General features: G+C 38.9%; 11 protein-coding genes and 3 pseudogenes. 1 reads left to right on the top strand and 13 read right to left on the bottom strand.

What is annotated here, in order from left to right:
• Position 1 precedes the first annotated feature (1 nt).
• The 12 genes and pseudogenes from RBL01_RS01550 to RBL01_RS01495 all read right to left on the bottom strand — a co-directional run bounded on the left by RBL01_RS01550 (position 2) and on the right by RBL01_RS01495 (position 12,749).
• Positions 2–409, bottom strand: a complete 408-nt coding sequence (locus tag RBL01_RS01550) for a hypothetical protein (RefSeq protein WP_002327509.1) — start codon at positions 407–409, stop codon at positions 2–4.
• Between the two features lie 18 nt (positions 410–427).
• Entirely contained in the window at positions 428–1,717 is a 1,290-nt protein-coding gene (locus RBL01_RS01545) for a PTS sugar transporter subunit IIC (protein ID WP_002319522.1), read from the bottom strand.
• Positions 1,718–1,743: 26 nt separating this feature from the next.
• Positions 1,744–2,046 carry a PTS sugar transporter subunit IIB gene (locus tag RBL01_RS01540; RefSeq protein ID WP_002287534.1) on the bottom strand — a complete coding sequence of 101 codons (303 nt, stop codon included), beginning with the start codon at positions 2,044–2,046 and terminating at the stop codon, positions 1,744–1,746.
• Between the two features lie 24 nt (positions 2,047–2,070).
• Entirely contained in the window at positions 2,071–4,155 is a 2,085-nt protein-coding gene (locus RBL01_RS01535) for a BglG family transcription antiterminator (protein WP_307780864.1), read from the bottom strand.
• Between the two features lie 488 nt (positions 4,156–4,643).
• Positions 4,644–5,408, bottom strand: a pseudogene (locus tag RBL01_RS01530) (TIM44-like domain-containing protein).
• 110 nt (positions 5,409–5,518) lie between these two features.
• Entirely contained in the window at positions 5,519–6,388 is an 870-nt protein-coding gene (mdcB, locus tag RBL01_RS01525) for a triphosphoribosyl-dephospho-CoA synthase MdcB (RefSeq protein ID WP_002319518.1), read from the bottom strand.
• Positions 6,389–6,412: 24 nt separating this feature from the next.
• Positions 6,413–7,497 (bottom strand): annotated as a pseudogene (locus RBL01_RS01520) (acyltransferase family protein).
• A 23-nt stretch (positions 7,498–7,520) separates the two neighbouring features.
• Positions 7,521–8,114, bottom strand: a complete 594-nt coding sequence (locus tag RBL01_RS01515) for a malonate decarboxylase holo-ACP synthase (protein WP_002319515.1) — start codon at positions 8,112–8,114, stop codon at positions 7,521–7,523.
• 3 nt (positions 8,115–8,117) lie between these two features.
• Entirely contained in the window at positions 8,118–9,794 is a 1,677-nt protein-coding gene (mdcD, locus tag RBL01_RS01510) for a biotin-independent malonate decarboxylase subunit beta (protein ID WP_307780865.1), read from the bottom strand.
• Positions 9,784–10,083 (bottom strand): malonate decarboxylase subunit delta, encoded by a 300-nt coding sequence (locus tag RBL01_RS01505; protein WP_002287548.1) that lies wholly within the window; start codon positions 10,081–10,083, stop codon positions 9,784–9,786. The genes mdcD and RBL01_RS01505 overlap by 11 nt, the downstream gene beginning before the upstream one ends.
• A gap of 101 nt (positions 10,084–10,184) precedes the next feature.
• Complete coding sequence (gene mdcA, locus RBL01_RS01500; RefSeq protein WP_002319512.1) at positions 10,185–11,831, bottom strand: malonate decarboxylase subunit alpha; 1,647 nt, start codon at positions 11,829–11,831, stop codon at positions 10,185–10,187.
• Positions 11,832–11,837: 6 nt separating this feature from the next.
• Positions 11,838–12,749, bottom strand: a complete 912-nt coding sequence (locus RBL01_RS01495) for an ACP S-malonyltransferase (protein ID WP_002319511.1) — start codon at positions 12,747–12,749, stop codon at positions 11,838–11,840.
• Positions 12,750–12,868: 119 nt separating this feature from the next.
• On the opposite strand from RBL01_RS01495, the pseudogene RBL01_RS01490 reads away from it, so the two are divergent.
• Positions 12,869–13,725, top strand: a pseudogene (locus RBL01_RS01490) (LysR family transcriptional regulator).
• Between the two features lie 186 nt (positions 13,726–13,911).
• Here RBL01_RS01490 and RBL01_RS01485 read toward each other — a convergent pair.
• Positions 13,912–14,274 (bottom strand): MmcQ/YjbR family DNA-binding protein, encoded by a 363-nt coding sequence (locus RBL01_RS01485; protein ID WP_002319508.1) that lies wholly within the window; start codon positions 14,272–14,274, stop codon positions 13,912–13,914.
• Positions 14,275–14,439 lie beyond the last annotated feature (165 nt).

The raw sequence follows: 14,439 nt of genomic DNA, 5'->3' as shown, positions 1-14,439 counted from the left end.
TTTATTTGTTTCCTTTGATCGTTACTTGTTTTGCAATTTGTCGCATCTCATCCATTTTGCCCATGTAGTAATCGATCCCTTGATCATCACCAGCACGAGCAGCATCTGAACGCTTCTGGTTATAGAGGCTCATCAGTTTTTTATACCCATCTCCGATCGTCTGTTTATTTTCCAAGCTCTTTTCTAAATATTGGATGGCTTGATCGTTCTCATACAATTCAGAAAATTTAAGTCCAACTTGTTCATAAAGTTCCGCTAATTTATGCCTATCTTGGGTAGTGGAAATCTCTTGTTTCAATTGTGTAATCTCTGATTGAATCTTTTCGGTCGCTTCTGGCGATAGGGCTTTTTCTTCTTTTGCCAGAACTTTTTTCGGTTCTTTTTCTTTTTTCTTAAAAAATCCAAACATCATTTTCCCTACTTTCAATTAAAATGCTTTCAAAACTGGGCTTAAGATCCAGGCATATAAGAGTGCTGCGGCTACTGTATCTACATCGGTTGCTGTAGCATTGATGAATCCCATCGAATTAAAGATCGTTACTAGCAAAGCGGGCAATAATGTAATAAAGAAACCATGAGCAATACCGCCAATGATCGCTCCTCGGCGTCCGCCAACTGCGTTGCCAAATATCCCTGCTGTCCCTCCGGCAAAGAAATTGGTTAGCATACCAGGTAAAATCATCGCTAAGCCGAACATGGGCAAAGTAAACATGGCAATAATCGTACCAATCGTTGTCGTAATGAAACCTAAAATGACAGCATTTGGGCTATAAGGAAAGAAAACTGGACAATCTAAGGCAGGGATCGCATCAGGAACTAATTTCATAGCTATCCCTCGAAATGCCGGCACGATTTCACCTAACAGTAGACGTACACCAGCTAGCAATACATACACACCCACTACGAATTGGATGGCTTGTAAAAAGGCAAACATGATATAGTTTTGATCTCCTGATAATTCAGAAGCGAATGGTTCGCCTGCAAATAAAACAGTGATGATATATAGCGGGACCATCACGACCATGACAGACAAATAAGTATCTTGCAGAAATTCGAAATGTGTCGGCAACTTGATATCTTCGATCGACTTTTTATTTTCGCCTTTCTCACCAAAAAGCTTAGCAACACCGGATTCAAATAAGTACCCGATCGTACAAAAATGACCTAAAGCAATATCATTTGATCCAGTGATTTTACGAATGATCGGTTGCGCTACTGCCGGCATAGCAATGGCGAAACAAGCTCCGATAAAACCACCGACCAAGATCAATACGATCCCTCGCAGACCGGCAAAATAGCCAAAGACTGTCGTCATCGTTGCCATCCATAAAATTGCTTGACCAGTTAAAAAAATGTACTTCCATTTTGTGAAACGAGCCAAAATAATATTGAATACAAAAATGGCTAAGAACGTCAGTGCAATATCTCTACCTAAACCCAAATCATTCATTGCTTGACCATTGATAGATTCAATAGAAGGGATGATCCCTTGCATATGAAATCCTTCAGTAAAGATTTTCCCGAAATAAGTTAAACTTCCAACGATGATGCTCGAACCGGCACTCAACACTTGAAATCCTAGGAGTGTCTTTAACGTGCCAGAGATGACTTGTCCTGCTGATTTCTTCTGCAGTAGTAGACCCAACATAGCAATCAATGCAATGGTGATCGATGCCTGAGTCAAAATATTTTCGATGATAAAATTGATAACGCTCATGTTTTTACCCTCTTTTCTTTTTGTATTTAGATAACTCCCTTATCTTGCAGAACTGGGGTGATTTTTTCTTCAATTTCATTTTTTGAAACAATATTTTTCAAATAGATCATCGCCGTTTTAGGATCAACTGCGAACTTTTCGAACTGCGAACGAAAATTTTCTGCTGTGATGATCACATCTGGTTTCATGGAAACTGCGGAAGAAATATCACAATGGTCCAGTTTGGCTTCTACTCCTAATTTGTTCAAAACATCCTCAGCAGACATCTGTGCTGCAAAACTACTTCCTAAACCTGCGCCGCATACGAATAAAATGTTCAATTTGTTCATCTTTGTTCTCCCCCGTATCATTTATTATTTCTCAACTACTGAAAAAAGCAGTTGTTTGAAATCTTCGATATTTGTGCATTCAATCAATCGATCCAACTTCTCTTCGTTGTTGATCAATTCAATTAGTTCTTTCATGATGTTCAGATGCGAGTAGGAGTCTACTGCTGCCAAACAAAAAATAATCTTTACTGGATCCATTTCAGGATTACCGAAATCGATTGGTTGCTCAATCGTAGCTACGCTGACTCCTAATTTATTGACCCCATCTTCTGGTCGGGCATGGGCTAGTGCCATGTGTTTGCCAATCACGATATACGGTCCGTAATCATTCACTGCACGAATCATCGCTTCGACATAGCGCTCTTCGACAATGTTTTCTTTAACCAATGGTCTAGCAGCTAGTTCAATCGATTCCTCCCAAGTAGTGGCTTTTTCTTTGATCATGATATTGCTGTCCGTCAAAATATCTTTTAACATAGGCTGGATCTCCCTTTTGTTGATTTCTAAATTGTTTGTTTCGAATAATTTTTCTAACTTGCCATAGATGATTCGATCTACTCGGCCACCACTTTCTTTCATGACATCTATTATTTGAGTGAATAACTCCGTCGATTCATGACTGTTAGGCTCTAACCGCTGTAGTTCTTCATTTCTTTTCAAAAAGTCTTCTATAACCAAGATATTCGTCTCAGTTAAAATCGGATCGACAACTAAAAGCGGCTTATTTCGATAATTCAATTGAAAGGTGCTGAAAACCAGATTGACATCCAATTTATCTACTAATTCGATTTCTTTTGAACTTAAAACTGCAGTAATCTCGATCTGAGGAAACTTTTCTTTCAGATTCTCTGCTAACAGATTTCCAGTAGCCATCCCATGGTTACAGACAACGACTGATTTATAAACATAATTCAAGTCTCGCTTGATTACACTGGCGATCGTCGAAAAGTGGATGACAAGAAAAGCTATCTCGTCCTCCAGTATCTTGCCACCAATTACTTCTTCGATCGTAGGAACAAAATGAGTGACTGCGCGGTAGATTGGGAAATAATTTGTTCGGATGTTTTTTTTCAATGGATTCATGACTTGGATATGATTCTTGATTCTTACAATCAGTGCAGCCATGTGCTTATAGAGATTTTCGAATAAAGCTTCTTCCTTTAGATGGAAAGGTACGTGTGTCTCGAATTGGATCAATTGGATCGTTAGTAATTGAGCTTGTACCCACTCGATTGAATTGGAGATATCTCTAGCATTGAACGTCTCAATAGTGAAACGAAGATAATTTCTTTCTACTTGCGGGACATTGTCCAATTGAAATTCCTCGATCATGTGGTCAATAAATGCAGAAAAGCTACTGTCTTTTATTTCTGTATTTTTCCAATTAATGGCAGAGATAAATTCATGTTTCCTGATTCGCTGGATCCAGATCAATGTAAAAAGCAGGATTTGTTTTTTATAAATATCATCTTCTTGTTTCAACAACTTATTGGAATAGATCTCCTGTATTTTTTTGATTTCCACCAAAGGAAAATAATGGAGAAAGATTTTTTGAGCCGGTGTTAATTGTGCATCTTGATTCATAAAGAAGTCGGTCATTCCCAGATTCTGATTGATAAAATCATAGATCATCGTACGGATAGATCGTTCTGAACCTTTATAAACCAGTCCTTGCTTTCCATAACTGACGATCTCTATCCCATAACTGACCAGTGTTGCTCGTAACCGTCTCATATCTTCATCTAATGTACTTTTAGAGATTTGAAATTCTTCTTCTTTTTTGTTTAGATGGATCGGGATTCGGCTGTAAGCAACGGCTAAAACTAGATCAAAAATACGTTCGCGCCGATTCAAAAAGCCGTCTTTCACATCTTTTATTTCAGTTTCTAATCGAGCTTGCTTTTCCTTTTCCAGCTTCAACAAAAAACCTTTGTTGCGAATTGTACGGATCTCCGGAAGCTTTTTACTGCTCAACCAGATATTCGCTTCAAGAACTTCCTGACGGATCGTCCGCTGACTGACATTGAACTCACTTGCTAGATGTTTTGCTTTTACTGGATATTGGGCTGTCATGATTCTGTGAAGTATTTCAATTGTTCTTGTTTTCATAGAAATGATCTCCTTCTGATTTCAAGTATATGGTTCCGCTTACATAATAAAAAGTAGATATTTCTGCCACTTGAAGTGGAAAGAAAGTAAGCAAAGCAAACAAAAAATAAGCCATATGCTTTTCCATCTCCTCAACGAAAAAGACATACGCCTATTATTACAAAAATTTTGCCCATCCATACAAAAAAGAGGTTGTGAAAAAGCTGTCCTGCATCAAGTAATAAGAACAACTAAACTAAAATAGTGCTTCCTATTTTTTGTTTGGTTGTTCTTATTATCGCAGATGCAAGCTTTTGAACACCATTTAGTGGAGAAGTTGTGACAGAGATGTTCAGCCTTGAGCGATAAGAAGCGATTTTGAAAAATAGCTTCCCATATTTTACAAAATCGTGCCTTATTGCCGATAGGCTATCTCTGGCACACCGTTTATTCAGAAAAAGGAGTTGCGACAAGGCTTTTGTCACAACTCCGTTCATAAATATTTCCTGTCAATCCAGCATAATCGGCTGAATAAAATCGGCTTGCCATCTTTTTTCTTTCTCAGAAAAATCAAAATACCATATCTGAGAAAAATACTGTCGTTGTATCTTACTTCCTGAGATCAATCGCCCATCTTTTCGATCGACTGAATAATCACAGCATCTGAAATCAATTCGGATGGCAAAACTATTTTCGTGGATCTGTCGATAATTTCCTACTTCCTGAATAGTTATTTTTTTAGTATGATTTCTTACACCGTCTGCTTTGTTTTTTTGCAGAACTTTCTGATTTTCGGCAAACAGCTTGTCTGTATAACAGCTTCTGGCTTTTTCAGGAGTTTCTTCTTCCCAAGCGGATTGGATCTTCATGAATATCTTTTGGATTTCCAGAAACTGTGCTTTCTTTTCTTTAGCCGTTCCTGACATGCGGGACAATATCTCCGCTTTCAGCCTTTTCTTTTGTCTTTTATTCTTGACGATAGAAAAAGCAGAAACCCCTCCTACTGACAAAACAGCTAATGCAAGAAATCCCGTTTGCTAATAACTAGAAGGACCTGTACTTGGACCATAATACCCATAAGAATCTCTGCCGTAAGAACGACTGCCAAAATAACTGCCCCCATATGAACGACCGCCAAATGAACCTCTGCCCGAACTTCGACCGCTAGATGTACCTCCACCATGACCACCCGCGACAGCGAATCCTTGGGTCGGCAGAGCAAACAAACATAGGCCCACTAACAAAATGATTGCTAAATAATTGATTTTTTTCATTGTCTTCCTCGTTATCTTTTATTACAAAAAACTATTTTTATCATAGCCTTGCTAAAAGGAAGAGTCAATAACCAGATGCATAAACTGTTTTTTTAGCAATTTTGTCTTATTTAGTCATTGAGTAACATCGAACAGATGTATGTGTCGGCAGTCCATAATTCCTCTATCTTCAGCATGAACAAGCTTGCAGACAAGAGATCTGCGCTTCCTCCAGGAGAGATTTGGTTTTCCTGACAAAAGTGCAACAGTGCTGTAAATGGACGATTTGGTAAAGCACTTTGACTAGCAGCATGAGCAAGTTTTTGCATTTCCACTAACGTTTTCTGATCACTGCGATGCAATACGCATGTGTCATCTAGCGAACTCATCAAAACTAACAACATATGCATTTGTTTCTGTACATATGAATCATTATCTAGCTCCTTAGCTGCTTGGATTGCAAGCCTGATATGCGGATACCCTAATATCGCTTCTTCATATGCACCATTTACGCCATATTTTTGCTTCACCCTATGACCATGAGTGTTTTTTTTATGACGATATTTTGTATCAGGAAAAGCAGCAAGCTTGCTGACATCATCAAGTATTTTCGATAAAGAAAAAGGCTGTTCCATACTGATTTTTTGTGCAATGACACTGATCAATAGCCCCATTGCCCAAATCGCTCCTTTATGGGTATTGATGCCATTTGTAGCAATCAGCATTGCCTTTTCCGCTTTTCGCCCAATCTCAGCAATTCTTTCTCTTAACTCCTGATCAATAGCATGATGCCATGCTATTTGAGCCATTTCTTCAAAAAAAGGAGTTAGCGTCTTAGCAGACTTAAGAAATAAAGCATAGTCCATATCGGAATGTGCACCCGCATCCAGTGCATCCACTAATCCAGGTTTTGGACTTAATGTTACTTCTGCGATCAATGCTTCCTCTACCAACGCAGCGAGTTGCTGAGTCACTGCTTTTTTTCGTTCGTCATTTATCATGACACTCACTCCTTCTTCCTACTATTACTTGCTGAAACCTTTTTTGATAGCTACCCAAATGATATGAAGTAACCAGCTTAAAGCAAATGCACAACTTGCCGTCATTAGATAAGCTACAAGAATCATGACTCCTGAAGGTAACTGCAGCCAACTATCTTTAAACAATAATAACAGTACTTGGAAAACAAATACATTGGCTAAATACGTACGATAAGCATAAACAGACAACCATTTGAACAATGGCAATTTTGGCGAATCGTTTACAATCATTTTGGAAGCGCCTATGAAGACAGCAAAGATGATGACTAAACTGTATAAACTTTGGATCGTATTCAAGTAAGGCGCATTCGCAAAGCTCAAGTCTCCTGGATGTGCGAGCAATGAACGGACAGAAAAGAACGCGATAACTAAGGCAACAGGTAAGAAAAGATAACGTACTCTGTCCAAATATTGATAAACTTTTTCATGATAAACAAATGCGGCTACCCCATAAATCCCGTAAATCATGAAACTAGCAACAAACCGATCTAACAAGTACCAGCTGTCATGATAAGGCCCAGTCAATACTTGTGTTTGATAGAACAGATACCATGCGACATATAAAATCGTTGAACCAATCAATACTGGCCATACATATTTTTTATTAGCAAATACTTTGTAACCGAGCCAAACAAAAAACGGCATGAACAATTGGATCTGCAGCATCATAACGGTATACCATAAATGAGGCGCTCCATCACCTGTGACATATTTCAGTAAAAAGCTTGCAGTATCGTATACGGAGTTTGTTGTTGGACTGCTGGAAATAGCCAAAGATAAGCCGTCGTCCATAGAAGATACGGAACGACTAGTTCAAAAAACTTTTCTTTCAAAAATTCCCAATAAGACAAATGCTGGCTTGTTTTTACCATATTATAAACAATTGCAAAAATAAACATTGGTGCTGTGTATTTAACGATGACGTAAAAGGTACCAAGAAAAGCTGTATTTGTTGCGCTGTGGCTGTTTGCCAAAGCAAAGCTCAATATCGTTTGCATCATAACAGCCTTTACAGCTGATACTTTCTGGAAGTCACTTACGTTGATTTTGATTTTTTTGTTTTCAAACATCTCTTTCTCTCTCTTTTTCTTTATTACCAAAGTTCTTTAGTTAATTTAGGTCCTTCGACTGTTTTCAATAGAATTTTTTTCTCTGGCTCTCTCAAATACTCTTTTAGTGAAAAACCGCCTTGCCGAGTCACTACTTGGGTATCGAATTGCTCAAAAAAAGCAGGATGCGATTGAATTACCTGAATTGGCAATTCAATCGGTGAATTTGCGTACAGTAGCAAATCAAAATCACTGGTTTCTTTTACTGCCGGAATCCCAGTCGATAATTCAAATCCTAAGCGGCCGCCGATTCCCCATTTACATCCTGATAATATGTTTCTAGCAGCATGAAATTGCTGATAAACAGGATAATCCATGATTTTCTCTTGTCTATACGATTCTTGTTCGATGATGTCCCACGGATGAATGACTTGTTTGACGGCATGTTTTGAGATTTCTGTTGCCCATCTCTGATTGCGGGCAGGTCCACGTAAACCAATCGGTAGTATTTCTGCGTGATCCGTCGACGCACGACGAACTGTTCCGAACATCTTTTCAGTTAGAACGACCCATTCAGGCAAGGTGAACCCTTCTATTTCATGTTTATCAAAAAGGACAATATCATGTGCTTGAATCATTTTTTATGCATCCCATTCTTCGTCCATTTTGGCACGGACTTTATTTGTTTCGACACGTCCGAATGTTTTGGCTGTTTCGTTTGTGTATCGATTTGTCAGCATCGTGTCATTTGTATTGCGGACATCTTGAATGGCTTCATTGATTGCTTCGATGACTTTGCTGACATTTTGTTCTGAAGCAGCTTGGTCGGTGATATCTTCTAGGAAATGATAGATCGCTCCTAGTTTTGTATAATTATTGATATCGTAAGCGATAGCTGGAACTTTTTCAGCAGCTGCTTCGATTTCAGCAACCGAACGTTTTGTCACACGTGCAGCACTTTCTTTAGACATCGCTTGGACGGTAATTTCTTTATTGTTTAAAGCAATCAAGCGGCTTGATTGTAATCCATGTGCTAAAAATGCACCTGAAATAGCATTTCCTGCAATCAATCCAATAACTGGATGTCCAGCTTGACGGAGTTTTGCATAAGCAGCAGCACTATTAGCCAAAGCCACATGGATACCGATTAATTCTTCGTTATAGCCGTATGCTTGGCTTGGTACATCGATCACAACGATGATTGGCCGTTTCACTTTTTTATCTTTATCTTCTTCGTAAACGTGATCCAAAATTTGTCCCATGCGGAAACCTTCAACTAAACCAACTTCACCGTTTCGTACACGGTACATCGGGTTTTTAGGATCAGGTACGATTGATGTCACGATGGTTTCTTCTATGAATTTACTTGATTTACCATAATACACAGTACTAATAGAAGAAGTTGGATTTTTCATGCCAGTTAGTGCCGCAAACCAATCGTAACCAACACTTGCTGCAGCTGGTTCATTTCCTTCTGCTACTTCTGGTAAGTCAATTGATTTTGCTTGATGGTTAGCAATTGCTTCATTGTAATCGTCAATGGCCATTGGTTTTGAAAGATCTAAAGAATCAAGTAATGATAAATAAAATGCTGAGCTTTCACTGCGATGCGTGTCTTTTCGTTCGTCCATTGCTGCGATGACAGCAGCTTTGATTGCTTCTACACTATCAGTCACTAATTCATCAATGATTTTTGACTCTACCTGTTGACGAGATCCTAATGTATTCCAAATCAAGTCTTTGTCACTAGAATCAAGTTCTCGAACGCCTGCTTCTTGTTCAATAACTTCTGGTCCATTCAAACCGACTCTCGCTTTTTTTGTTGCGATTAAATAACTCATTAATGCTGAAGTAATCGACATACCGCCAAATGATCCTACACGTCCTGGAATCAAACCGATGACTGGTACATATTGTTTTAGAGCAATGATTACATTTCCGATTTCTGAAATAGATAACAGTCCGTAGTTTGCTTCTTGCAAACGAACACCACCTGTATCTAGTACAATGACTGGAAAGATCTCATTTCCTTTTTTATTTTCTTCTAACACATGTTCAAGTGCAGCAACGATTTTTGCACCGGAAACTTCACCGATACCGCCACCTTGGAATTTTCCTTCCATAGCGATTGCTACTGCTTGTTTGCCATTGATCGTGCCACGGCTGACAACGATCCCGTCATCACTTTCAGGGACGATTCCTTGTGCTGGCAAACTTGGCGCGATGATTTGATCGAATGGATCAATCAATTCACGTCCATTGTCAAGTAGAGCGTTCACTCGTTCTCTGGCGTTTAATTCTACAAAACTATTTTTCATCTGAAAGTTCCTCCATTGCTTGCGTCAATCGTAGGTACACAACTCCTGGTGTAGCACCGAAGTCATTGATCACGATATCTGCTGAAATTGGATAACGATCAAAAAATCTCGTTAATACATTGTTCCATACTTCGCCGAAGCCATCGCTTCCTGTACAAATTTTTACAGTAGATTCTGTTTTTTCTGTTGGAAACATCAAGATTTCCAAATCTCCTGAACCGACCACTCCTACATGGATTTTCTTATTGATCGGCTGTTTCGTTGGATATTTATAAGCTAATTGTTCCATGGATCTCTCCCCTTTTTGTAAAACAGAGCATACACGTTCTGCTTATTCGTCTTTCTTCTTCCATCTGGGTAAATGGCGACAAAAGGTTTTTCTCGCCAATTTTATGACCAAGTTCTGAATTTCATTGGTGGTTCATACAGGCCATCTGACCATTCGATCAAATCATCGATTGTTTGTGCAGCTAATAATGAACGTTTCGCTTCACTGCGTTTGATACCTAGATCTTCTGGTAATTTCACGATGCCGGCTTCACGCAAGCTATCTAGTGATTCTTTCGTGCTAGTCATTCCAAGAGGTGTAACACCGCCAATTGCTGCAATTGCTGCTTGACGTTCTTCTTTTGTTTTTGCTTTGTACAAATAAGCAATTCCTTCTTCTGTCACGATATGGGTAGTATCTTCGCTATAGATCATCACTGGTGCATTGGCTAAGCCTGCCTGTTTTTGAACAGCTAATGCATCTAATTCTTCGACAAAGACTGGTTTTTTATTTGAACCATATGTTTCAACCATTTGAACAACTAATTTTTGTCCTTTACCTAATGGATCATCATTGTCGCGAAGTGATTGCCATGCTGGTGTAGAATGACGACGACCGCCAGGATTATGTCCCATGTTAGGCGCTCCACCAAAACCAGATAAACGTCCTTTTGTTACGGTAGAAGAATTTCCTTCGTAATCTAATTGCAAGGTTGAACCGATAAACATATCGATTGCATATTGTCCAGCTGCTTGTGATAATGTTCGGTTACTGCGCATCGTGCCGTCTTTACCGACGAAAAAGACATCTGGGCGAGCAGCAATATATTTTTCCATACCGACTTCACCACCGAAACTATGGATACTTTCAACCCAACCTGATTCGATTGCTGGAATCATCGTTGGATGTGGGTTCAATACCCAGTTCTTCGCGATTTTCCTTTTTAACCCTAGTGATTCACCATAAGTTGGCAGTAATAATTCGATAGCTGCTGTATTAAATCCAATACCGTGATTCAAAGATTGTACGCCGTGCTCTGCGTAGATTCCTTTGATTGCCATCATTGCCATTAGGATTTGCAATTCTGTGATGTTTTGAGGATCTCGTGTGAATAAAGCTTCTAATTGATAAGGTTCATCTGCTTTCACGACAACGTCTACCCAGTCACCAGGGATATCTACACGTGGTAAAGAATCGACAACTTCATTGACTTGAACGATCACGATGCCATCTTTGAAAGCTGCAGCTTCGACGATTGTTGGTGTTTCTTCCGTATTGAAACCTGTATACAAGTTGCCGTCTTTATCTGCTTTATCTGCAACTACTAAGACAACGTTTGGTATCAAATCGATGAATAAGCGTCCATAAAGTTCCAAATAAGTATGGATATCACCTAATTTCATTGTGCCGTCTTCAATCATTTGGGCGACACGCAAGCTTTGTGCACCTGCATAAGAGAAATCGATCTTGCTTGCGATTCCTTTTTCAAAAATATTCAAATGTTCTGGTCGTGAGATACTAGACATGATCAAATGCAGATCATTCACTTTTTCTGCATCTACTTTTTCAAGACTTTCTGAAAGAAAACTTGCTTGTTTTTGATTGTCGCCTTCTAATACAACTTTGTCGCCGGGAGCAATCAGTTTTTCCATTACTTCTACGATTTTTTCAGTTTCTACATACTTGCCATTGAGCAAGTTGCTGATTTTTTCCAATCGCTGCGCTTTTTTTTCGCGTTTAGAAGCCCAGTTGCGGTTTGGTTTTTCCATAATTAGTCATCTCCATTTTTGATATAGAAACGTGGCGTCATCAATACCATGTTGGTCTAGATTGATCGTACGGATCCCTTTATCTACACCAAATTTTGTATGAATCAGCTTTGTCAAAGTATTGCCGGGGGGAAATTCAATCGTCAGATCCATTCCTAATTCTTTTGCCAAGTCCATCATTTGGTTCCACTGCACAGGGAAAGCTAGATTTTCCAACAAATCTTTACGAATCTCTTCTGCGTCCTGAGTGGCTCTTCCATCCGTATTTTTTATATACAAACATCTGGCATCAGATAGATGGACAGACTGCATATACGGCTTGAATTTCTTGACCGTATCATTCATCAAGAGACAGTGAGATGGCACAGGGACTTTCAGCAGCTTCGCTGTTTGCGCTTGGTGCCGTTTGGCTTCTGCCAACGTAACGGATAAACCTTCGATACTCCCAGATAACGTATGTTGCATCGGACAATTTTCATTTGACAGATAAACTGGATGGTCAGGATCAAATGTTTTGGCTACCATTTCCTCTGCTTCGCTTCTCGTCACACCTACTACTACGCCCATTGCATAACCGCTTGGATATGCTTCTTTCATCAAGACTGCGCGGTGATAGACTAGTTCCGCTGCATTCTCAAATGTCAAAGATCGACAAGCAACAGCTGCACAAAAAGCACCGATCGAATGTCCTGCTGCAATATCAGGCTGAATACCGTTTTTTTCCATTTCATCTAAATAAAATACTGCTTTTGTCAGTAATGCTAGCTGGATAAAAACCGTATCTTGATAGTTTTCTTCTTTATCGACTAACCGATACCCCGTCACATTTTCTAAACGTTCCATGTACATTTCAGGGATATCCGCTAACATCCCTAACTTCTGACTGCCTTGTCCAGGAAATAAGAAACCTGTACTCATGAGCCTCGCCTCCTCAGCACTTACTTTTTCCACTGCTATCTTAGTCAATTTCTGCTATAATAAAAAATGCCAAAAAAAGAAAAAACCATAACAAAAAGGTATGGATGGGATGGATAATTATGAAATTGCTTCATCTGCAGTATTTTAAAAAAGTATTCGAAACAAAAAATGTTACCCAAGCAGCCAAAGAATTATTTATTTCTCAACCTGCCTTGAGCCGTGCGATCAAACATTTGGAAAACGAATTAGGTGTCCCTTTGTTTTACCATAGCGGCAGAAACATTGAGACGACCGTTTATGCAGAAGAATTTTATCCATATGCAGTCAAGACATTAGACACATTAGAAGAAGGAATCAATTATTGTCTTCGGTCAATGAGAAGATCGTTACTTCCGTCATATTGTATTTAGAGGTAGCTTCTGTTTCTATTCCGAACTTAGTCCGAATTTTTATGGAAAAGCATCCTGATATCCAATTAACGATCATGCAACATCATTTACCAGATGATATTACCGATCCTGTACTGTACATCACTTCGGAGATGAAGCCTGGCATGACCAATATTCCTATCATGAAAGAACCTGTTTATGTCGCCATTCCTAAGAAACATCCTCTTGCGAAAAAAGAACATCTGCAATTAGAAGATATCCAGCGCACCCCCATCTTGATGCTGTCAAAGAGCAACGCCTTCCGTCATACACTGGATGCAGCACTTGAAGCGAAAAGTATCGAATTGACGATCAGTTCGACGACAGATGATCCTGCGACATTACGTTCTATTGTCAAGCAAGGATTAGCTGTTAGCTTTTTCCCAAAAGTTTCTTGGTCTTACGATAAAAATGATCCTTTCGTCTTGCGGGAAATCAAAGATTTGCCCTTGACACGAACAATTTATTTATCTTCTAGCTTCACAGAAGATCATCCTTTGATCAAAATGATTGCAAAAACGATGCGGGAATTTTATTTAGGAAAATAAAAAAAAAAGAGCTGGGACAAAATTCTTGTCGCAGCTCTTTTTTCGAACAAACGGTGTTCCAGAAGTAATTTCTTAGAAAATAAGCCGAAATTTCCCAAAAATTTGAGAAGCAATTTTCGTAAATTCCTTCTTATTTCTTGAAGCTAAACATTTCTGTCACAATCTCTTCTCTATTGTCCTAGACATTCATTGCGTTGATTTAAAACTTCCATCAATCAAATCTGCTAGTTCATCTAGCTTTTCTATTTTACGTAGATCAATAGAGATCCAATGTTCTTTATTCATGTGATAGGCTGGAAAATACCCCTCTTTTCCTCGCAAAATTCCGCCAAGTTCAGGATCGACCTTCAAATCAAGAATATTGATGATCCTATGGTCACTTGCATCATCATAGATTTTTTCTCCTGGAACAGACATCAGGACCCCAAACCATTTTTTGCTTTTTTGATGTCTGAATACGCAATAATCAGGAAATTTTTTAAAAATATATTCTGGAGACAAATTGTATGTTTCATTGATGTGATCGATTAGTTCTTTTTTCGTTAGCATCTGCTTCCATCTCTTTCTTATTGATTCGCTTTATTCAAAGATACCACGTAAGAATAGAAAAATGAATACAAGTAGCTGCTAATCAAATACTTCGATATTTTTCTTTTTTATCAACTCTTAAATGTTCAATCCGCCTGTGTTGGTCTTGCTATCATCTACTATTAA

It is taken from the genome of Enterococcus sp. SB12 (assembly GCF_030910025.2).
GTDB lineage: Bacteria > Bacillota > Bacilli > Lactobacillales > Enterococcaceae > Enterococcus_B > Enterococcus_B faecium.
The sequence above is the reverse complement of the archived record's forward strand: the minus strand, read 5'-3'. Positions and strand labels throughout refer to the sequence as shown.

What these genes read in the sequence shown, in the direction of transcription:
- mdcD (WP_307780865.1), bottom strand. Translation starts at nt 9,794, where the DNA reads ATGAAAAATAGTTTTGTAGAATTAAACGCCAGAGAACGAGTGAACGCT.
- RBL01_RS01550 (WP_002327509.1), bottom strand. Translation starts at nt 409, where the DNA reads ATGTTTGGATTTTTTAAGAAAAAAGAAAAAGAACCGAAAAAAGTTCTG.
- mdcA (WP_002319512.1), bottom strand. Translation starts at nt 11,831, where the DNA reads ATGGAAAAACCAAACCGCAACTGGGCTTCTAAACGCGAAAAAAAAGCG.
- RBL01_RS01505 (WP_002287548.1), bottom strand. Translation starts at nt 10,083, where the DNA reads ATGGAACAATTAGCTTATAAATATCCAACGAAACAGCCGATCAATAAG.
- mdcB (WP_002319518.1), bottom strand. Translation starts at nt 6,388, where the DNA reads ATGATAAATGACGAACGAAAAAAAGCAGTGACTCAGCAACTCGCTGCG.
- RBL01_RS01515 (WP_002319515.1), bottom strand. Translation starts at nt 8,114, where the DNA reads ATGATTCAAGCACATGATATTGTCCTTTTTGATAAACATGAAATAGAA.
- RBL01_RS01535 (WP_307780864.1), bottom strand. Translation starts at nt 4,155, where the DNA reads ATGAAAACAAGAACAATTGAAATACTTCACAGAATCATGACAGCCCAA.
- RBL01_RS01545 (WP_002319522.1), bottom strand. Translation starts at nt 1,717, where the DNA reads ATGAGCGTTATCAATTTTATCATCGAAAATATTTTGACTCAGGCATCG.
- RBL01_RS01540 (WP_002287534.1), bottom strand. Translation starts at nt 2,046, where the DNA reads ATGAACAAATTGAACATTTTATTCGTATGCGGCGCAGGTTTAGGAAGT.
- RBL01_RS01495 (WP_002319511.1), bottom strand. Translation starts at nt 12,749, where the DNA reads ATGAGTACAGGTTTCTTATTTCCTGGACAAGGCAGTCAGAAGTTAGGG.
- RBL01_RS01485 (WP_002319508.1), bottom strand. Translation starts at nt 14,274, where the DNA reads ATGCTAACGAAAAAAGAACTAATCGATCACATCAATGAAACATACAAT.